The organism is Corynebacterium intestinale (assembly GCF_023574125.1).
In the GTDB taxonomy this organism is placed as follows: domain Bacteria; phylum Actinomycetota; class Actinomycetes; order Mycobacteriales; family Mycobacteriaceae; genus Corynebacterium; species Corynebacterium hesseae.
The window spans coordinates 14,973-33,735 of record NZ_JAMKFF010000013.1 but is presented as its reverse complement, the minus strand read 5'-3'; the positions used below and the strand labels follow the sequence as shown (position 1 = coordinate 33,735).

Below are 18,763 nucleotides of genomic sequence, written 5' to 3'. Positions count from 1 at the left end.
CGAATCTCGGACTAGAGGTTGAGTTCGCGGTAGGCGCGCGCAAGAGCATTGCCATCGGTCCCCTGAATGAGTGGGATGTCGAAGGACGTCTGCTCGTTGACCTTCACCAAGGGGGCCAGCGAACCGTGTGAGAGCAGCTGCTCTTGTGGGCTGAGGTTGCGGATCGCCACGGCCGCTACGTGGTTGGGGTGCTCCGCTGCCGCGTCGGCATAGGTAAGCGGATCGTGTTGACCGTCGTCGCCGATGAGCAGCCAGCGGAGCTTCGGGAAAGCAATGAAGAGGTTGCGGAGCTGCACGCGCTTGTGCTCCTGACCATTGCGGAAGAGGCCGGTGGGGGTAGGCCCCCAGTCTGTCAGCAGCAGGGGACCACGCGGGAAGCCCTTCTCCGCCATGAAGTTAATCAAGGTGTCGTAGGTGTTCCATGCGCCGGTGGAGAGGTAGATGAAGGGGATCTCGGGGTGCTGTTGCGCGATTTCCCGGTAGAACCGTGCCATACCTTCGACGGGGGTTCGCGTATTGGTGCGCTTTACCCAGGAATTCCACGCCGCAATCATGGCTCGCGGCAGCCAGGTCACCATGATGGTGTCATCGATATCGCTGACCACGCCGAACGTGGTGTCCTTGTCTACGATGAGCACTTCTGAGGTCACCTCATCCGCGCCCTTGGCACGGATGGTGACCTCGTGCCAGCCGGGTTCCAGTCCGTGGTTATATACGAGGACATCGATATAGCCGTTGTGGTTCGTGGTGCCCGATACTGTCTTCCCACCAACAGTGACTTCCACCTCGTGGTGCGTGACTTGGATGGTGAAGAATTGGCGGTATCCGCGTTGGGTCCATGTATCGCGTTCCTCAGCCTTGGGATCGTGCATGAGTACGCGGCCCAGCACGTGGACAAAATCCTCGTTGCCGTAGCCGGCATAGCCAGTAATGCTCGGTTGCCAGCCTTTGCGTGCGGAGTGCTTAAGCGAGAATGCGTTCGCGGTGAATTCGACTTTGCGGGCGATATCGGAAAGTGCCATGCGCACCAGACTAACCGAAAACCTCCGCGTAACGGCCGGCGATGGTCAAGGACTGCGTCGCGCGGGTGAGAGCTACGTAGAGGTTGTGTAAACCTTGCGGTGATGCTGCCACGATGTCATCCGGGTTGACTACGGTGACGTGGTCAAACTCTAGCCCCTTGGTGTGCTCAACGTTGGCCGCCGTAATCACAGCGTGCAGGCGCCCTTCATCATCCTGGAAGGTAGCAGGCTCAAGGTCGTCCGTATCCTCGCGCCAGATGACGTCCACGCCGTCGCGAACAGCGATACCCGGCGTCGCTTCGGGGTTGATGGATTCCAAGAGTTGATTGGCCAATTCGGTAATTGGGCGCGGGGTGCGGTAGTTGACGCTTAACCCGTGAAGCCGAAAGCGCTCGCCGACGAACGGCTCGAGCGTGTCCGCCCAATCATCGACGCCGGCAGGGGCACCGGTCTGGGACGTGTCGCCCACGAGAGTCATCCACCGCGAGGGGCTACGGCGAAAAATCATGCGCCATTCCATCGGGGTGAGTTCTTGGGCCTCGTCGACGATGACGTGCCCGTAGGCCCACGTGTAGTCTTCACGGGCGCGCTGGGCGGTGGTGCGGGAGTCCCGAACCTCGTGGCGTCGAGCGAGGTGCTCGGCGTCGATGACGTCGTGGGCAGAGAGAATCTCCGCTTCGAACATGTCGTCATCGTTGTCGGTGGAATCGGAAGAGCTCAGGATATCGAGTGCGTCTTCTGCCTCTGCGACTTGCTCACGCCATTCTTTTTCTTCGGCGACACGTTCTGCTTCGGGGTCGGGCATGCCGATGAGAACCGCAAGTTCGTCGAGAAGCGCGGCGTCGGAAGGTGTCCAAGCTCGGCCGAACTCACGGTAAAGGGCACTGCGGGTTTCATCATCATAATCGCCGGCCGCCGAATCGATGCGTTCGGTGCTGCTGAGGAGATCGGCGAGGACGTCGGTGGGCGTCAGGTGGGGCCAGAACTCGTCGATGAGCTCCAGCACCTGGGGTTCTTCCGCGAGGTCGTCGTGGAGCTGATCCACATCCGCGCGGGAGAGCAGGTTCTTGCCGCCGAGAGGGTCAGCGCCAATGCGTTCAGCCATCTGCTGGGCCAGCGACTCGGTGAGGTGCTCCGCAAACGCTGCTTGTGCATCGTTGTGCGGTTTGCGCGAGCGCCGTGCACGTGTCCGTGCTGCCTTGACCATCTGTGGGTCCACGGTGAGTTCGAGCCGATCGATCTCGAGCGTGCGCGATTGTTCCGGCAGGCGTTGATAGTCCTTCATTGCGTTGCCGAGGATTTCCACCATGGCCGCGGAACCCTTGATTTCGCGCGCGAGCAGGGACTCAGGGTGAGTGGCCTCAATGCCGGGGAAGAGAGAAGAGATGGTGGAAAGCACGACGCCGGTTTCACCAAGCTCCGGAAGCACCCGGGAAATGTACTCCAGGAAGGTGGAGTTGGGGCCCACGATGAGCACACCCGTGGCGGCTAGCTGTTCGCGGTAGGTGTAGAGCAAATAAGCCACACGGTGCAGTGCCACCGCTGTCTTGCCGGTGCCTGGCCCGCCTTCGACCACCATGACGCCGCGCGTGCTGTCACGGATGATTTCGTCCTGCTCCCTTTGAATGGTTTCCACGATGGACGGCATGTGCCCAGTGCGGGCCTGTTGCATGACGTGGTGGAGGGCGGACTCACTGGCAACGTCGCTGCTGTCGGTGTGTGACTCGCCTTCGAGGACTTCGTCGCTGATTCCGGTAACCGTGCGCCCGGTAGTCCTGATGTGCCGGCGGACGTGGACTCCCTCGGGGTGCGCGGTGGTGGCGAGGTAGAACGGCCGAGCCATCGGGGCGCGCCAATCCAGAAGGAGCGTGCGGTAATCCTCCTCACGGGCATCGAGTCCCATGCGGCCGATATAGCGGCGGTCTAGTCCCTCCGGAGTGGGGTTATCACCGGGCGCGTCAATGTCGATGCGCCCAAAAACTAGGCCGAGTTGGGCGATGTTTAGACGGTCCAGCTTGGCCTGCAGCCCGTGATACTCGGTTTCGCGGCGCACCAGAGCATCGGCATCTGGGGTATGCGGATCGACGGCAGCCTGTACCTCATTGAGGCGTTCATTTGCGGCGTGGACCTCGTTATCGAGACGCGCAAAAAGGCCATCGACGTAGGCTTGTTCGCTGGCAATCTCGGTGCGCGGATCGTTTGCTTGAGCACCAGGGTTTTCGGTGCGAGGCGCGGATGAAGATTCAGACACAAGGCTCCTTGGGCGCGTTTGAAGGCTTCTCCTGGGTGGAAAAGAACAACGGCCCAGCATACTAGCTGAGCCGTTGTTGTCTCCACCGCTTCCATGTATCGCGGTGCGTTGCGGGGCTATCCGCAGCCTAAGGCGAAGTGCTTAGAAGCGGTCACCAAACTTCTTGAAAGCCTTATCGAGCTTCTTGGAAGCTTCCTTCTGCAGCTTTTCCGCGCGCTTGCGAGCCTTCTTCTGGGCGCGCTTGCTATCAAGCGAATCGGCCTTGGCCAGGGCCGCGTCAGCGCGGTCCTGCGCCTTGCCAGCCGCCTTGACTAGGCCTTTGCGGGCGGTTGCGGAGTTCTCGCGTGCAGCGTCGAGCCAGTCATCCTTATTGTCGTCGATGAACTCGCGCGCGGTCTCGGCGGTGTCCTCGACAAAGCTGCGAGCAGACTTGAGGAAATCGCGACCGGTGGACTCCCAGTCATCGCGGTTATCTTCGACGTAGTCCTTGGCAGTCTCGAACCAGTCATTGGCCTTTGCCGTGACATCAGAAGAAATCTCATTGGCGCGGGTGGAGAGGTCCTCCGCAAACTTCTGCTGCTCGGACTTGCCTGGCAGTGCCTGCTGGATCTTCTTGTTTGCGCGCTCGGAAGCCTTGGCAGCGCGCCAACGCACAGAGGGCTTACCTTCGGTGTCTTGGGTAACGATGGCCAGGGCACCGAGCAGAGCGGTGTTGGTAATGAAGCCGCTGCGCTGTGCTTCCTTTTCTTCCTTGGAATCTGCGGTCCAGAAAGCATTTCCAACCAAGTTCGGGACGTGAGTCAGCGCCAGCACGGCAGCGGAGGTGCGCGGTGCTTTGCCCAGCGCCAAGCTGGTGCCCGCGGCGGTCTTTGCACCGCCGAGCGCGCGGGTAACCAACTCGGGGTCGTTAGGGATGTAGCCTGCGTACTCGCGCGGCAGCACCTTGCGCAGGCGCTTGAGCACGGACTCGGTGTCCGCGACGTGCTCCGAGGTGTTGCGGAGCGTATCCACACCATCCCAGATGAACACGGAGGCCAGCATAGGACGAGCAAACTTACGAATCATGACGTGCTCCATTCGATAGATCTGTAAAGACGTTCGACACACCATAGTACGCGGATTAAACAACTGTTGCTGTAAACGCAGCAGTTAACACGTAGTTACCAACGCCGCTCCCACCACTCGTCTAGGTGCGGGCGCTCTGCACCGAGCGTTGTGGGCGCTCCGTGCCCAGGGCGGACGATCGCTTCGTCGGGGTAAACATCAAAGAGCCGCTGCGTGACATCCTTGTACAGGCGCACGAAGTCACCTTCCGAGGTGGTTTTCCCTACGCCGCCGGGGAAGAGGGAATCGCCGACGAAGAGGTTTGTGACACCGTCGATCTCCGCTGCAACCGCTGCACCGCCTGGAGTGTGTCCGCGCAAAATGATGACGGGTAAGTCGAAGCCGGCAAAAGGCAGGGTATCGTCATGCTCGAGCTCCACGTCGACGGGCGCGGGCAGGGCAGGGGAGTCAAGGAAAGAGGCGTAGTGCTCGGCGCCGGTTGCGTCCAAGACTTCTTTCAGTGCACGCACGTGGTCCCAGTGGCGGTGGGTGGTAAGCACGGAGGTGATCTTTACCCCGTGATCGGCGGCTAGAGAAAGAAGCGCGGGGGCGTCAGCAGAGGCGTCGATAAGCAGCGCTTCCTCGCCCGCACACAGTAGGTAGCAATTGTTATCCATATCGGACACGGAAATTTTGTGAAGCTTAAGGGCGTTGTTCATAAGTCCAACCATACGGGTACATTCTGATTGAGAACTCTCTGAACACACATACATTTGTGTAGGAAGGCAGCAACTAGTGGCTGATCGTTTGGTCGTACGCGGCGCGCGTGAGCACAACCTCAAGGGCGTGGATATCGATATTCCGCGCGACAAATTGGTGGTGTTTACCGGCCTATCTGGCTCGGGCAAGTCCTCGCTTGCTTTCGACACCATCTTTGCCGAGGGCCAGCGGCGCTACGTTGAGTCCTTGAGTTCCTATGCGCGCATGTTCCTTGGTCAGATGGATAAGCCGGACGTTGAGTTCATTGATGGGCTTTCTCCGGCGGTGTCCATTGATCAAAAGTCCACCAACCACAACCCGCGCTCAACAGTGGGAACAATTACCGAGATCTATGATTACCTGCGTCTGCTTTTCTCCCGCGCGGGTACTGCGCACTGCCCTGAGTGCGATGCCGTCATTGAGCGCCAAACCCCGCAGCAAATCGTGGATGAGGTTTTAAGCCACGAGGAAAAGCTTAAGTTCCAGGTCCTCGCACCGGTTGTGCGCCGCCGTAAGGGTGAGTTTGTTGATCTCTTCGCGGACCTCGCGGCGCAGGGCTATTCCCGCGTCCGGGTGGATGGTGAGCTCTACCAGCTCAGTGATCCGCCCAAGCTAAAGAAGCAGATTAAGCATGACATCGATGTCGTCGTGGACCGTCTGCAGGTCAAGGCTTCCCAAAAGCAGAGGCTGACGGATTCGGTGGAGACTGCTCTGCGCTTGGCTGATGGCTTGGTCACCCTGGATTTCGTTGACCGTGAGGAGCTCACGCACACCTACTCGGAGAAGGCCGCCTGCCCCAACGGCCACACGCTGACCATTGAGGAATACGAGCCCCGCGCGTTCTCGTTCAACGCACCTTTCGGTTCCTGCCCGGTGTGTGACGGTTTGGGTACCCGCCTTGAGGTCGACGTTGATTTGCTGGTCCCAGACCCGGATGCTCCGGCTGTGGAGGCCATCCAACCGTGGACGTCGAGCCCCAATGCGAGGTACTTCGTCAAGCTCGTCGAAGGGCTAGCCAAGACCCTCGACTTCGATCCCCGCACTCCGGTTTCTGAGTTGACTGAGGAGCAGCGTCACGCCTTGATTTATGGCACTGACGTGGAAGTCAGCGTGCGCTACAAGAACCGCTATGGCCGCCAACGCAATTGGTCCGCGCCTTTTGAGGGCGCCATCGGCTTCCTAGAGCGCAAGCTCGATCAGACTGATTCCGAATCGCAGAAGGATCGCCTGCTTCAGTACACCCGCCGCGTTCCTTGTAATGCCTGTGACGGCACGCGCCTCAAGCCCGAAATCCTGGCGGTGCGCTTGGCATCGACCGCTCACGGTGAGCAGTCCATCGCGGGCCTGACGGCGCTGTCCATCGAGGAAGCAGCAGAGTTCCTCGACTCGCTCGTGTTGGGCCACCGCGAGGAGATCATCGCTGGGGCTGTCCTGAAGGAAATCCAGGCGCGCTTGCGCTTTCTTCTCGACGTCGGCCTGAACTACCTCACCCTCGACCGCGGCGCTTCCACACTGTCCGGCGGTGAAGCGCAGCGCATCCGCCTCGCCACCCAGATCGGTTCCGGCCTGGCGGGAGTTCTCTACGTGCTCGATGAGCCTTCAATCGGTCTACACCAGCGCGATAACCAGCGCCTCATCGCCACGTTGAAGCGCTTGCGCGATATCGGAAACACCTTGATCGTGGTGGAGCACGATGAAGACACCATTCGGGAGGCGGACTGGCTTGTCGACGTCGGACCGCGCGCCGGCGAATTTGGTGGCACCGTGGTTTACCAGGGTGAACCAGCCGGTATCGAAGCCGTGGAGGAATCGCTCACCGGGCAGTATCTCTCGGGCAAGAAGACGCTTGCAGTCCCAGACACTCGCCGTGCAATCGATCCTGAGCGCATGCTCAAGGTGGTCGGCGCCCGCGAGAATAACCTCAAGGGCATTGACGTGGAGATCCCGCTGGGCGTCCTCGTCTGCGTTACAGGCGTGTCCGGCTCCGGTAAGTCCACCGTGGTCAACCAGATCTTGGCCAAGACCTTGGCCAATAAGCTCAACCGCGCCCGTCAGGTGCCGGGTCGAGCCAAGCGCGTCGAGGGCGTGGAGCACCTAGACAAACTCGTGCAGGTGGACCAGAGCCCCATTGGGCGTACCCCGCGCTCAAATCCGGCGACGTACACGGGGGTCTTTGACAAGATCCGCAACCTCTTCGCGGAAACCCAGGAGGCTAAGGTTCGCGGCTACAAGCCGGGCCGGTTCTCCTTCAACGTCAAGGGCGGACGCTGCGAAGCGTGCCAAGGTGACGGCACCATCAAGATTGAGATGAACTTCCTGCCCGATGTCTACGTGCCCTGTGAAGTATGCGAGGGCGCACGCTATAACCGCGAGACCCTGGAGGTTCTTTACAAGGGCAAGAACATTGCTGAGGTCCTCAACATGCCGATTTCAGAGGCTGCAGAGTTCTTTGAGCCCATCACCTCCATTCACCGCTACCTCAATACCTTGGTGGAGGTGGGCCTTGGATACGTCCGCCTGGGTCAAGCCGCTACAACACTTTCCGGCGGTGAAGCACAGCGCGTGAAGCTAGCATCTGAGCTACAAAAGCGCACGAATGGGCGCACGGTCTACATCTTGGATGAGCCGACGACGGGCCTGCACTTTGAGGACATCCGCAAGCTCATGCTCGTCATTCAGGGTCTGGTGGATAAGGGCAACTCCGTTATCATCATCGAACACAACCTGGACGTCATTAAGGCCGCGGATTGGATCGTTGACATGGGCCCCGAGGGTGGCTCCGGCGGCGGAACCGTTGTGGCTCAGGGCACGCCAGAAGATGTGGCACAAGTGGAAGGCTCCTATACAGGAGGGTTCCTCAAGGAGATGGTGTGATGGTAGGGCAGAAGCTCACGCAAACGGCTGCGCTGGCTCTCGGTCTTGCCGTGGCTACAACTGCGGCGGGCTGTTCTGCCCCGGATAGGGACGCAGTGCAGGAAGCTCCAGAAACATCTAGTGAGGGGGTTAAGGACAGCTACGACCTCGATGCGGAGCTGCGCTCCGTCGTCGCAGACGTCGAAAGTGAGTATGACGTTCAAGCTGGAGTGTCAGTGGCGGATCGACAGGGAACATTCAACGCTGGACTAAGGGGCGAAGAGCCTGCATGGTCAACCGTAAAGGTGCCGATCGCCATCGCGGCTTTGCGCGACGAGGCTAGCCCTGAGCTTGTGGACCTCGCCATTAGGGAATCGGACAACGATGCCGCCTACGCACTGTGGTCCCACGTTCGTTGGACCGAGGGGGAAGCGGGAAGCGCAGTCAAGGCTCTCTTGAAGGAATATGACTCATCCGGCGAATTTGAGGAACCATTTGGATATTCCACGTGGTTGCTCGAAGAGCAGGCCAAGTTTGGCGCACACTTGCCGTGTATCCCCGAAGCCGCGCAGGTTTATGACGCGATGGATGACATCGTGGAATGGCAAGACAATGGACTCGACCGCCTCCCGCATACCCGGGCCAAAGGCGGCTGGGGGCTTTCCGAGGAGGACAACGGGTATACCCACCGCCAGATTGGGGTCCGGGAAACCGAGGGGGTCGGTAAGGATGCCGATGGCACGGTGGGATTGGCCATTGAGGTCACCATGCCCGGCGACTACGCCGAGGAGGCTATACCCGCTCTTAACTTGCTTGCTGCAGGCCTAGACCGTGTTGTCACCGAGGCTCTGAAGGAGGGCGCGCTAAAGCCCTTGGTTGGTTGTGCGCCGTCTGGCGCAGCGCCGAGGGCTAGGGAGGCGTCGGCAAGCGCAGCTTCGAAGAGGCAAGGTGCGTCGGCCGAAACAACCACTAACTCACCTGCACGCCGATTTGGTGATTGATGCATGTGGTGTTAGAGTAGTGCGCACTACCGCCCGTAGCGCCTCCTCCAGGAGGTACTTGGGCCGCAAGCGGAGTTTCTCCCACCTGAGGCCGCGTAGGAATCACCATTCCAACGCAGGATAAAGGTTTAAGAGTAGGTGCCACATGGTGGTGCGTGCTTGAAAAAGAAACTCCCGGATGCCACTGGCGCCGGGATTTATTCGTTTGTGGCCTCGGTAGGCACACTACTAGCCCCACAATCGAGGAGAACCACAATCAGCGCTGAAGCTCGCATTAATGAGCGCATCCGAGTACCCGAGGTCCGTCTTGTTGGCCCCGGTGGTGAACAGGTGGGCATCGTCCGTACTGACGATGCTCGCAAGCTCGCGTACGAAGCGGATCTTGACTTGGTCGAGGTTGCACCGAACGCGAAGCCGCCCGTAGCCAAGATCATGGATTACGGCAAGTTTAAGTACGAGCAGGCCCAGAAGGCCCGCGAGTCCCGTAAGAATCAGCAGCAAACTGTGGTGAAGGAACAGAAGTTCCGTCCGAAGATTGATGATCACGATTACGAGACGAAAAAGGGCAACGTGGTGCGCTTCCTGGAGAAGGGTTCCAAGGTAAAGGTGACCATCATGTTCCGTGGCCGCGAGCAGTCGCGTCCGGAGCTGGGTTTCCGCCTGTTGGAGCGTTTGGCTGACGACGTCGCAGAGGTCGGCGTTGTGGAGTCGCGTCCCAAGCAGGATGGTCGCAACATGACCATGGTTCTTGGACCCGTCCGCAAAGGCAAGAAGTAGACCACGCTCCACTTAGGATTTAAGGATTTAATTCTCATGAAGCAGAAGACTCACAAGGGCACCGCCAAGCGCATCAAGGTGACTGGCTCCGGCAAGCTGCGCCGCGAGCAGGCTAACCGCCGCCACCTCCTGGAGGGCAAGCCGTCCAAGCGCACCCGTCGTCTGAAGGGCACCGAGGACGTCGCCAAGGCAGACACCAAGCGCGTCAAGCGCCTTCTCGGCCGCGCATAGTCAGCGCCGAAACTCCCATCCCCACACACTCACAATCAAGATAAGGAAGTATTACTGTGGCACGAGTAAAGCGCTCAGTTAACGCCAAGAAGAAGCGTCGCGCAATCCTGAAGTCCGCTAAGGGCTACCGCGGCCAGCGCTCCCGCCTTTACCGCAAGGCCAAGGAGCAGTGGCTGCACTCCATGACTTACGCTTACCGCGATCGTCGCGCCCGCAAGTCCGAGTTCCGCAAGCTGTGGATCCAGCGCATCAACGCTGCTGCTCGTATGAACGACATCACCTACAACCGCCTCATCCACGGCCTGCGCCTGGCTGAGATCGAGGTTGACCGCAAGATCCTCGCCGAGCTTGCAGTTAATGACTTCGAGGCTTTCTCCGCACTGTGCGAGGCTGCTAAGGCTGCACTTCCGGAGGACGTCAACGCTCCGAAGGCTGCCTAAGCACCGCGCGTAGACGCCAGATGAACCCACCGCCCCTGATGAAGGGACGGTGGGTTTTGTCGTTGCGGGAGTAATGCCCGCAAGAACCCTTAAGCGCTGCTTCTCCCGAGGGATTGTGTTACATTGCACAGTACTGTCATGAAAGCCGCCTACCCTTAGTCCTTGGGGCTGGCCAGCGATACATGGTGTGAAGGAGAGAAGAGAAATGACCAACCCGAACAACGCTTATCAGCCCAATGGCGACGCTTTTGACGGCGCTTCTAATGGAGGACAGCCGCAACAGGCAAACCCCTTCGGGTCTTCGAGCGACCAGTACGGTTATAGCGCGGCCCCGTATGGTGGTTCGCAGCCGGCTCAGAATGTTCCAGCGCAGCAGGACGCTTACCAGTCACACTACGGCCAGCAGCCACAGGCTGGTGGAGAGCAAAAGTCATGGGTAGTAGCACTGCTCTTGTGCTTCTTCTTGGGTGAATTGGGAGTTCATAACTTCTACCTCGGCCGCACGAAGCGCGGTATGTGGCAGCTGGCTCTTGCCGTCGTCGGCCTTATTACTTCCTTTATCATCATTGGTATTTTCCTCGTCGCTGGATTGGTGATCTGGAAGTGGGTCGAGCTCGTGTTCATCGCCGGTGGTTTCTCCAATTACGATAAGGACGCAAACGGCGTACCGCTGAAGAAGTAACCGTCTGCAGAGAATCGCGGAGAACTCTTATCCCGCTTGCCCGCCCGAACGTGGTGGGCAAGCGGGACTTTTCAATGTGAAGCTCGGTCGGTACCGTCACATACATGGATCTGGATTTCTCCTCTGCTTTTACCGAACGCACGCCGCGCGTAGTCAATGCGGCCAAGCTGCACCGCGCGGCCAACCGTCGTAAGGCGGAGCGCTTCATCATCGAGGGCGAAAACGCTGTGGACGCGGCGGTGTCCACGGGAGCGGCCACCGATGTTTTCGTGACGGAAAGAGCCGCCGAGCGCTTCGCCCACATCGTGCAAGCTTGCGGATATATGGACGTCTATGTCCACCCCATCACGGATAAGGCGGCCAAGCACCTGTCTGATACCGCGACGAGCACCGGGCTCTTTGCCGTGTGCCGCCCCGTCCTGTGGAGCGCTGGCAAGATTCTGGCGGGCAAACCACAGCTGGTCTCAGTCCCAGTGCTGACGTCTGAGCCTGGCAACGCAGGTACCCTGATTAGGACTTCGGACGCCATGGGGGCGGACGGTGTCATCTTCGCCGGTGAGACGGTCGACCCTTTGGGCTGCAAGGTCGCGCGCGCGTCGGCAGGGTCGCTGTTCCATGTACCCGTTGCTCGCGATCCCAACATCAAGGACGTCCTGGGCAAGCTGCGCTCTTCCGGGATGCAGGTGCTAGCCACGGCTGCTGATGGTGAAGTAGATCTAGCTGAGGCAGATCTGAGCCAACCCACCGCCTGGTTGTTCGGTAACGAAGCACATGGACTGGGCGAGCTCTTGGACGAAGCTGACATGCGTGTGCGCATTCCGATTCTTGGGCGTGCAGAGTCGCTCAACCTAGCTACGGCCGCCAGCATTTGTCTTTATGAATCAGCCAAGCAACAGAACGGCTAGCTCTGCCCTGTGACTAGGGCTGGTGGCCACAGTAGTCGTTAAGCACGGTAAGATAGCTCGCGTTAGTTTTTGTGCGAGAAGAAGGTAATCAAGGCACGTGTCCGATACACCTCAGATCGAATTGACCGAAGAGGCCCTGGGGGCCGCCGCGGAGAAGGCCATTGCCGCCTTCGAGGCTGCATCCGACCTCGACGAGCTCACCTCCGCCCGCCGCGAACACCTTGGTGACGGTGGCTATATTCCGCAGGCCCGCCAGTCGCTGGGCCAGTTGCCCAAGGATCAGCGCAAGGACGCCGGTCGTGCGGTAAACATGGCCCGCAGCAAGGTGGAAAAGCGCTTTGCGCAGATTCGTGAAGTGCTGGAGCAGGAGGCTCGCGCCGCTCAGCTTAAGGCGGAGAAAGTCGACGTCACCGTCCCCACCACGCGGGCGCAGACTGGTGCTTTGCACCCTATTACTGCGTTGTCGGAGCGCATCGCCGACATCTTCGTGGGCATGGGCTGGGAGATTGCCGACGGCCCAGAGGTTGAGGCCGAGTACTTTAACTTTGATGCGCTGAACTTCAAGCCCGATCACCCTGCGCGCACATTGCAGGACACTTTCCATGTGGGTAAGGAAGGCTCCAAGCAGGTCTTGCGTACGCATACCTCGCCGGTGCAGGTACGCACGATGCTTGAGCGTGATGTACCGCTGTACATCGCTTGCCCGGGCCGTGTTTTCCGCACCGATGAGCTGGATGCCACCCATACTCCGGTCTTCCACCAGGTGGAGGGCCTAGCAGTGGACAAGGGGCTGACCATGGCCCACCTTCGAGGCACCCTGGAGCACCTAGCCAAGGTTCTTTTTGGCCCGGAGACCACCACCCGCATGCGCGTGAACTACTTCCCGTTCACCGAGCCCTCGGCCGAGGTCGATGTGTGGTTCCCGAATAAGAAGGGAGGCGCCGGCTGGATCGAGTGGGGCGGCTGCGGCATGGTCAACCCCAACGTTCTGCGTGCCGTTGGCATCGACCCCGAGGAGTACACAGGTTTCGCCTTCGGCATGGGCCTTGAGCGCACCTTGCAGTTCCGCAATGGTCTGACCGATATGCGTGACATGGTGGAAGGCGATGTTCGCTTCACCCTGCCCTTCGGTGTGCAGGCATAGGAACCCAGAGAAAGGATAGAGAGAAAACAATGCTTATTTCCCAAGACTGGGTTACCCGCATCCTGGGCACCGCGAATTCCGGCTGGAGCGTACCTTCCGAAGAGTTGGACTCCGGCTTTGTCCGTGTTGGTTTTGAAACCGAGGGATTTGAGGCCCTCCCAGAGACGACCGGCCCGCTGGTCATTGGCCAGGTCGTCGAGATTGAAGAGCTCACGCAATTTAAGAAGCCAATCCGTTATTGCCAGGTCAACGTTGGCCACGCAAATGGCACCGGCGAGCTGCAGGGCATCATCTGTGGCGCCCGCAATTTCCGTCTCAATGACTATGTCGTGGTCTCCCTCCCAGGTGCTGAGCTGCCCGGCGGCTTCAAGATTGCTGCCCGCGAGACCTATGACCACATCTCCAACGGCATGATGTGCTCCGCCGCTGAGCTCGGCTTCGGCGACAAGGCCAACGGCATTATCGTTCTAGGGGACGAGGTGGCGGACAAGGTTGGCGAGGACGCCCGCCCCATCATCGGTCTGGCTGATACCGCCTTCGACGTCAACATCACCCCGGATCGCGGCTACGCCCTCTCCGCGCGCGGTTTGACCCGCGAGGTGGCTTCGGCGTTTGACCTCACCTTCCCGGACGTGGCTCAGGACCCGAGCGCGGCCGGTGTGGATATCTCGGCTGTTCCTCAGGCACAGGGCGCGCTTATCGACGTTGACCTGCGCGAGGAAACCAAAGCCCAGCGCTTCGGTCTGCGCAAGGTCACCGGTATTGACCCCGCTGCTCGAACCCCATTTTGGATGGAGCGCGAGCTCATGTTGTCCGGCCAGCGCAGCGTCAACGTGGCCACCGACGTCACGAACTACGTCATGCTGTTGCTGGGGGCCCCGATGCACGCCTTCGATGCCAATGTGATCAGCGGCAACCTCGTGGTGCGCAACGCCGCAGAAGGGGAGAAGTTCGAGACCCTAGATCACGTCAAGCGTGAGCTGTCGGCTGGTGACGTGGTCATCTGCGATGACAACGGCATTCAGTCCCTCGCTGGCGTCATGGGCGGTACGACCTCAGAGATTTCCGATGAGACCACGGATGTCTACTTCGAATCCGCCATCTGGGATCCGATCACCGTGGCCCGGACCTCTCGCCGTCACAAGCTTTCCTCTGAGGCGTCCCGCCGCTTCGAGCGCGGCGTCGACCCGGCCATTGTTGAGGTCGCCCTCGACGTCGCCTGCGCGCTGCTGCAGCAGATTGCTGGCGGCACCATCGAGGCTGGCAGGACGCTCGTGGGAGACGTCGCCAAGCGCGAGCCCATCACCCTGCGCACCGCCAAGCCCAGCGAATACGCCGGCGTGCAGTACTCCCGCGACACCATTATCCAGCGCCTGTGCGAGGTAGGCTGCGACGTCACCGACAACGGTGATGAACTGCAAGTTACCCCGGCGACGTGGCGCACGGACATCTCCATGGACGTCGACCTCATTGAGGAAGTCCTGCGCCTAGAAGGGCTAGAGGACATTCCCACTGTGCTGCCGACCCCGGCAGGCGGTCGCGGTCTGACGCCGGCCCAGAAGCGCCGCCGCGCTATTGGCCACGCTTTGGCCTATGCCGGTTATGCCGAGGTCTTGCCGGCGCCGTTCATCCCGAACGACACCTTTGATACATGGGGTTTGGACAAGGAGGATCCGCGTCGTAAGACGGTGGCCGTGCAGAATCCTCTCGAGTCCGACAAGGCCATTCTGTCCACGACGTTGCTCCCGAACCTTCTTGAGGCCATCGCCCGCAACGTGGCCCGTGGCCGAAGCGACCTTGCCCTTTTCGGCCTCCAGCAGGTGGCATTCAAGCGCGCTGATGCGTCGCCGATGCCTTCGGTGGAGTCTCGCCCGGAGGAGTCCGTCGTGGCTGAGCTTTTGGAGTCCCTGCCTCTGCAGCCGCTGCACGTGGCTACGGTTGCTACCGGCAACATTGAGCACGAAGGTCCGTGGGGGACCGGCCGCGCGTATAGCTACGCAGATGCGATCGAGTCTGCGCGCCAGGTGGCTCGTTCCGCTGGTGTTGAGGTTGCAGTTAAGGCAGCCGAACAGCTTCCGTGGCACCCGGGTCGCTGTGCTGCAATTGTCCTCGCCGATGATGAAGAGCAGGTCGTGGGTTATGCGGGTGAGCTGCACCCGCAGGTTCTTGAGGCTTTGGAGCTTCCTGCACGCACGTGTGCCATGGAGCTCGATGTCTCAGCACTGCCGTTGGAGGAGAAGTTCCCGGCACCTGTGTTGTCCTCCTTCCCGGCCCTGCACCAAGACATCGCGTTGGTCGTCGATGATGCCACCCCGGCTGAAGAGGTTCGTAAGGTCGTTGAGGAGGGCGCCGGTGAGCTCCTGGAGTCCGTGGAGCTTTTCGATGTCTTCCGCGGCGAGCAGCTTGGTGAGGGCAAGAAGTCCCTTGCCTTCCAACTTCTTTTCCGTGCGGATGATCGCACGCTGACCGATGAGGAAGCGAACCAGCATCGTCTCGCCGCCGCAGAGCTGGCTCAGCAGCGTCTCGGCGCACAGATGCGGGCTTAGCGTATCGGCATCTATTAATTCATCAACCCGGCTCACCCCGCAGGTGGGCCGGGTTTCCCTTTGCGCAAGCGTGCGAAGGCGTGGGGAAAGATCCCCCAGCGCTGGTAGGTGTGTGGTTTAGCTCATAGCCTCAGAGGGGCAGCGTTTCCAACCCCGAAAGGATTGTCTACACCATGCGTCTGTTGTCCCGTCTTACCGCCACCGCCGCCGTTGTCGGTGCACTCACGATTGCCCCACATGCCTCCGCCGACCTGTCCCAAGGCTTTTCCAATGCCGACGGCACCGTCAACTGTGAAAGCGCGAATATCGAAGGAACCTACGTAGCATGTTTGTCCGAAGGCGCACGAGCTACCAGCCCGCAGTGCAACCCGCCGGGCCAACTGGCCCCGCGTTTCATTTACCATGCAGGCCGCTCTAAGGCTGATTGCTTCAACCAAGGGCTTACGACCACGAATTTCAAGCGTCTGCAGCCAGGCCAAGTTCACCAATTCAATGAAGTCACCGCTATCGCCGATGCGCAGGGCGGCATCCACTTTGTTGGCCCGCAGGGCTACCTAGGCTACGCAGGAAAGAAGGCCGTATCTGGTTCGGAAGGACTGGGGGACGTCTCCTCCCGCGTCATGTAGTCCAAATGCAGCCCTCGTTTCATAAAGGGCCCGGAGTTAGCCGGCCCCGCGTCACTCCTATTTCCTATTCCAAAGCTCGGATTCTCGCACTGTACCGCGAGAATCCGAGCTTTGCCGTTTATGGAATGAAGAAATACGGCGGCTGTTTTTCTTGAATAACATACGGCGGACTGCATTATTTGCTAGGGTGGCTGCATGAGTATTTCAGTAGCAATCGCCGGAGCCACAGGTTATGCAGGGAGCGAAATTCTACGCCTCGTGCTGTCGCACCCAGCGTACCTTTCAGGTGATCTGCGCATTGGCGCGCTCACGGGACACTCTAATGCTGGCGAGCGAGTCTCCGAACTCATGCCGCATCTGCCGCAGTTGGCAGACCGTGTCATCGAGGACACCACCCCAGAAGTCCTCGCTGGCCATGACATCGTATTCCTCGGTTTGCCGCACGGGCATTCGGCGGAGATTGGCCGTCAGCTGGGGGAGTCCGTCACCGTCATCGATTGTGCCGCCGATTTCCGCCTCCGCAACAAAGAAGATTGGGATGCATTCTATGGCGGTGAGTATGCCGGCGCGTGGCCCTACGGGATCCCGGAAGTTCCCGGCAACCGCGACAAGCTCAAGGGCAGCAACCGCGTGGCTGTTCCAGGGTGTTTTCCCACCACGATTACCCTGGGGGCCCTTCCTGCCGTGGCGCAAGGGCTAATTGAGCCGGACCTGTCCGTCATTGCGATTACCGGTGTATCCGGAGCCGGTAAGAAGGCCTCCGTAACTCAGTTGGGCGCGGAGACAATGGGCAACCTCAAGGCCTACAAGCCGGGTGGCACCCACCGCCACACCCCGGAAGTACTGCAGAACCTGCAACCCTTTACCCAGGAGCCGGTGTCCGTGAGTTTTACTCCGGTGCTTGCCCCTCTGCCGCGCGGCATTTTGGCCACGATTACGGCGCCGCTGAAGGGGGGCGTCGATAAGCGCAGCGTTGCCCAGGCTTTCCGTGAGTTCTACGCCGACGAGCCATTTTGCCTTGTGCTTCCGGAAGGGCAGCAACCGCAAACCCAGAACGTGGTGGGCAGCAACATGGTTCATATTCAGGCACACGTGGATGAGCGCGCTAACCGCCTTGTCATCACTGCGGCTTTAGACAACCTATGCAAGGGCACCGCCGGCGCGGCCGTTCAGTGCATGAACCTCACCTTGGGCTGGGAGGAAACTCTGGGCCTGCCGCAGGCAGCCGTCGCCCCCTAGATAGCCAAATACTCGCCCGCGCGTTCCTCGCGCCACCCAATCCCGCTGGAACTGTAGTTCCGCTAAGACAAGGAGAAACTAGAAATGATTACTGCACCCGCCGGCTTCCTCGCTGGCGCCACGACGGCTGGGATTAAGCCCTCCGGAAAGCCGGATATGGCCCTTGTGGTCAATCAAGGTCCCAACTTTGATGCAGCCGCAGTGTTTACCCGTAACCGCGTGGTGGCCGCTCCCGTGAAGCTTTCCCGTGCAGCAGTAGCGGACGGTGCCATCCAAGCAGTCATTTATAACTCTGGCAACGCGAATGCCTGCAACGGCGTGCAAGGGGACAAGGATGCGGCGGCTATGGTAGCCGCTGTCTCCGAGCACACGGATATCCCCGCAGTCAACATCGCGGCGTGCTCGACGGGTCTTATCGGAGAGCTGCTTCCCATGGAGAAGGCATTGGCCGGTATCGAAGCGGTTGCCGGGGATCTTGGTTCTGATGAATCGCACGGTCAGGCCGCCGCGGAGGCAATCATGACCACCGATACCGTGGTCAAAGAATCGCTCTTTAAGGCCGAGGGTTGGAGCATGGGCGCCATGGGAAAGGGCGTGGGCATGATGGCTCCCTCTCTGGCCACCATGTTGGTATGCGTGACGACGGATGCCGTGGCCTCCCCACAAGCCTTGCGTTCGGCGCTGCAGACCGCTAGTGATCAGACCTTCAACACGCTTGACGTTGACGGCTCGACCTCCACCAATGACACGGTCATCATCCTGGCCTCTGGCGCTTCCGGTGTAGAGCCTAGCCAGGAAGAGCTGGATGCTGCTGTTCTGGCGGTGTGTTCCGATATCGCGGATCAGCTCCAGGCAGATGCCGAGGGGGTGACCAAGCGCGTGAAGATCACGGTCGAAGGAACCTCCACCGATGAACAGGCGCTGAACGCCGCGCGCACCTTGGGGCGCGACAACCTTTTCAAGTGTGCGATGTTCGGCTCGGATCCCAACTGGGGTCGCGTGCTCGCCGCAGTGGGCATGGCGGATGCTGATATGGATCCGGAGAACATCTCGGTGTTCTTCAATAACCAGGCTGTGTGCGTTGGGTCCACCGGCGCGCCCGGCGCGCGTGATGTTGACCTTTCCGGGGCTGACATTGACGTACGCGTTGACCTAGGTACTGGTGGAAGCGGTACCGCTTTCGTGCGCACCACCGACTTGTCCCACGACTACGTGGAAATCAACTCCGCGTACAGCTCCTAAG

Annotated in this window: 16 protein-coding genes; 12 read left to right on the top strand and 4 right to left on the bottom strand. The window is 60.2% G+C overall.

Features of this window, described 5'->3' with window-relative positions; genetic code table 11:
• Positions 1-11: 11 nt before the first annotated feature.
• The 4 genes from M5J06_RS11825 to M5J06_RS11810 form a co-directional block, all read right to left on the bottom strand.
• Complete coding sequence (locus M5J06_RS11825) at positions 12-1,022, bottom strand: App1 family protein phosphatidate phosphatase (RefSeq protein WP_143335980.1); 1,011 nt, start codon at positions 1,020-1,022, stop codon at positions 12-14.
• A gap of 10 nt (positions 1,023-1,032) precedes the next feature.
• On the bottom strand, positions 1,033-3,273 hold the full coding sequence (locus M5J06_RS11820) for a HelD family protein (RefSeq protein ID WP_144675059.1): 2,241 nt from the start codon (positions 3,271-3,273) through the stop codon (positions 1,033-1,035).
• A 141-nt stretch (positions 3,274-3,414) separates the two neighbouring features.
• Positions 3,415-4,338 (bottom strand): DoxX family protein, encoded by a 924-nt coding sequence (locus M5J06_RS11815; protein WP_143335978.1) that lies wholly within the window; start codon positions 4,336-4,338, stop codon positions 3,415-3,417.
• Positions 4,339-4,433: 95 nt separating this feature from the next.
• The gene (locus tag M5J06_RS11810) at positions 4,434-5,036 is read right to left on the bottom strand and encodes an MBL fold metallo-hydrolase (protein ID WP_144675057.1); all 603 of its coding nucleotides are present in this window, start codon (positions 5,034-5,036) and stop codon (positions 4,434-4,436) included.
• A 76-nt stretch (positions 5,037-5,112) separates the two neighbouring features.
• Here M5J06_RS11810 and uvrA point away from each other — a divergent pair, with 76 nt between their 5' ends.
• The 12 genes from uvrA (at position 5,113) to argJ (ending at position 18,762) form a co-directional block, all read left to right on the top strand.
• A complete protein-coding gene (gene uvrA / locus M5J06_RS11805; RefSeq protein ID WP_144675055.1) occupies positions 5,113-7,950 on the top strand; it encodes an excinuclease ABC subunit UvrA in 2,838 nt (945 codons plus the stop codon).
• On the top strand, positions 7,950-8,930 hold the full coding sequence (locus M5J06_RS11800; protein WP_250224735.1) for a serine hydrolase: 981 nt from the start codon (positions 7,950-7,952) through the stop codon (positions 8,928-8,930). The genes uvrA and M5J06_RS11800 overlap by 1 nt, the downstream gene beginning before the upstream one ends.
• Positions 8,931-9,137: 207 nt before the next feature.
• Complete coding sequence (gene infC, locus M5J06_RS11795; RefSeq protein WP_083299163.1) at positions 9,138-9,707, top strand: translation initiation factor IF-3; 570 nt, start codon at positions 9,138-9,140, stop codon at positions 9,705-9,707.
• A 36-nt stretch (positions 9,708-9,743) separates the two neighbouring features.
• Positions 9,744-9,938: a 50S ribosomal protein L35 gene (rpmI, locus tag M5J06_RS11790; RefSeq protein ID WP_010190075.1), complete on the top strand. Its 195-nt coding sequence runs from the start codon at positions 9,744-9,746 to the stop codon at positions 9,936-9,938.
• Between the two features lie 56 nt (positions 9,939-9,994).
• Complete coding sequence (rplT, locus tag M5J06_RS11785; RefSeq protein ID WP_005323264.1) at positions 9,995-10,378, top strand: 50S ribosomal protein L20; 384 nt, start codon at positions 9,995-9,997, stop codon at positions 10,376-10,378.
• A gap of 205 nt (positions 10,379-10,583) precedes the next feature.
• The gene (locus M5J06_RS11780; protein WP_101735716.1) at positions 10,584-11,060 is read left to right on the top strand and encodes a TM2 domain-containing protein; all 477 of its coding nucleotides are present in this window, start codon (positions 10,584-10,586) and stop codon (positions 11,058-11,060) included.
• Between the two features lie 104 nt (positions 11,061-11,164).
• Complete coding sequence (locus M5J06_RS11775) at positions 11,165-11,965, top strand: TrmH family RNA methyltransferase (protein WP_250224734.1); 801 nt, start codon at positions 11,165-11,167, stop codon at positions 11,963-11,965.
• 97 nt (positions 11,966-12,062) lie between these two features.
• Positions 12,063-13,109: a phenylalanine--tRNA ligase subunit alpha gene (pheS, locus tag M5J06_RS11770; protein ID WP_250224733.1), complete on the top strand. Its 1,047-nt coding sequence runs from the start codon at positions 12,063-12,065 to the stop codon at positions 13,107-13,109.
• A 29-nt stretch (positions 13,110-13,138) separates the two neighbouring features.
• The gene (pheT, locus tag M5J06_RS11765) at positions 13,139-15,655 is read left to right on the top strand and encodes a phenylalanine--tRNA ligase subunit beta (protein ID WP_250224732.1); all 2,517 of its coding nucleotides are present in this window, start codon (positions 13,139-13,141) and stop codon (positions 15,653-15,655) included.
• Positions 15,656-15,828: 173 nt separating this feature from the next.
• Complete coding sequence (locus M5J06_RS11760) at positions 15,829-16,281, top strand: hypothetical protein (protein WP_070529922.1); 453 nt, start codon at positions 15,829-15,831, stop codon at positions 16,279-16,281.
• 195 nt (positions 16,282-16,476) lie between these two features.
• Entirely contained in the window at positions 16,477-17,520 is a 1,044-nt protein-coding gene (argC, locus tag M5J06_RS11755; protein WP_250224731.1) for an N-acetyl-gamma-glutamyl-phosphate reductase, read from the top strand.
• 84 nt (positions 17,521-17,604) lie between these two features.
• The gene (gene argJ, locus M5J06_RS11750; protein ID WP_143335974.1) at positions 17,605-18,762 is read left to right on the top strand and encodes a bifunctional glutamate N-acetyltransferase/amino-acid acetyltransferase ArgJ; all 1,158 of its coding nucleotides are present in this window, start codon (positions 17,605-17,607) and stop codon (positions 18,760-18,762) included.
• Position 18,763: the final 1 nt, after the last annotated feature.

Excerpts from the sequence above, each read along its gene's own strand:
- M5J06_RS11800 (WP_250224735.1), top strand. The coding sequence starts at position 7,950 with ATGGTAGGGCAGAAGCTCACGCAAACGGCTGCGCTGGCTCTCGGTCTT.
- pheT (WP_250224732.1), top strand. The coding sequence starts at position 13,139 with ATGCTTATTTCCCAAGACTGGGTTACCCGCATCCTGGGCACCGCGAAT.
- argJ (WP_143335974.1), top strand. The coding sequence starts at position 17,605 with ATGATTACTGCACCCGCCGGCTTCCTCGCTGGCGCCACGACGGCTGGG.
- M5J06_RS11815 (WP_143335978.1), bottom strand. The coding sequence starts at position 4,338 with ATGATTCGTAAGTTTGCTCGTCCTATGCTGGCCTCCGTGTTCATCTGG.
- M5J06_RS11775 (WP_250224734.1), top strand. The coding sequence starts at position 11,165 with ATGGATCTGGATTTCTCCTCTGCTTTTACCGAACGCACGCCGCGCGTA.
- argC (WP_250224731.1), top strand. The coding sequence starts at position 16,477 with ATGAGTATTTCAGTAGCAATCGCCGGAGCCACAGGTTATGCAGGGAGC.
- M5J06_RS11760 (WP_070529922.1), top strand. The coding sequence starts at position 15,829 with ATGCGTCTGTTGTCCCGTCTTACCGCCACCGCCGCCGTTGTCGGTGCA.
- M5J06_RS11780 (WP_101735716.1), top strand. The coding sequence starts at position 10,584 with ATGACCAACCCGAACAACGCTTATCAGCCCAATGGCGACGCTTTTGAC.
- M5J06_RS11825 (WP_143335980.1), bottom strand. The coding sequence starts at position 1,022 with ATGGCACTTTCCGATATCGCCCGCAAAGTCGAATTCACCGCGAACGCA.
- M5J06_RS11810 (WP_144675057.1), bottom strand. The coding sequence starts at position 5,036 with ATGAACAACGCCCTTAAGCTTCACAAAATTTCCGTGTCCGATATGGAT.
- rpmI (WP_010190075.1), top strand. The coding sequence starts at position 9,744 with ATGAAGCAGAAGACTCACAAGGGCACCGCCAAGCGCATCAAGGTGACT.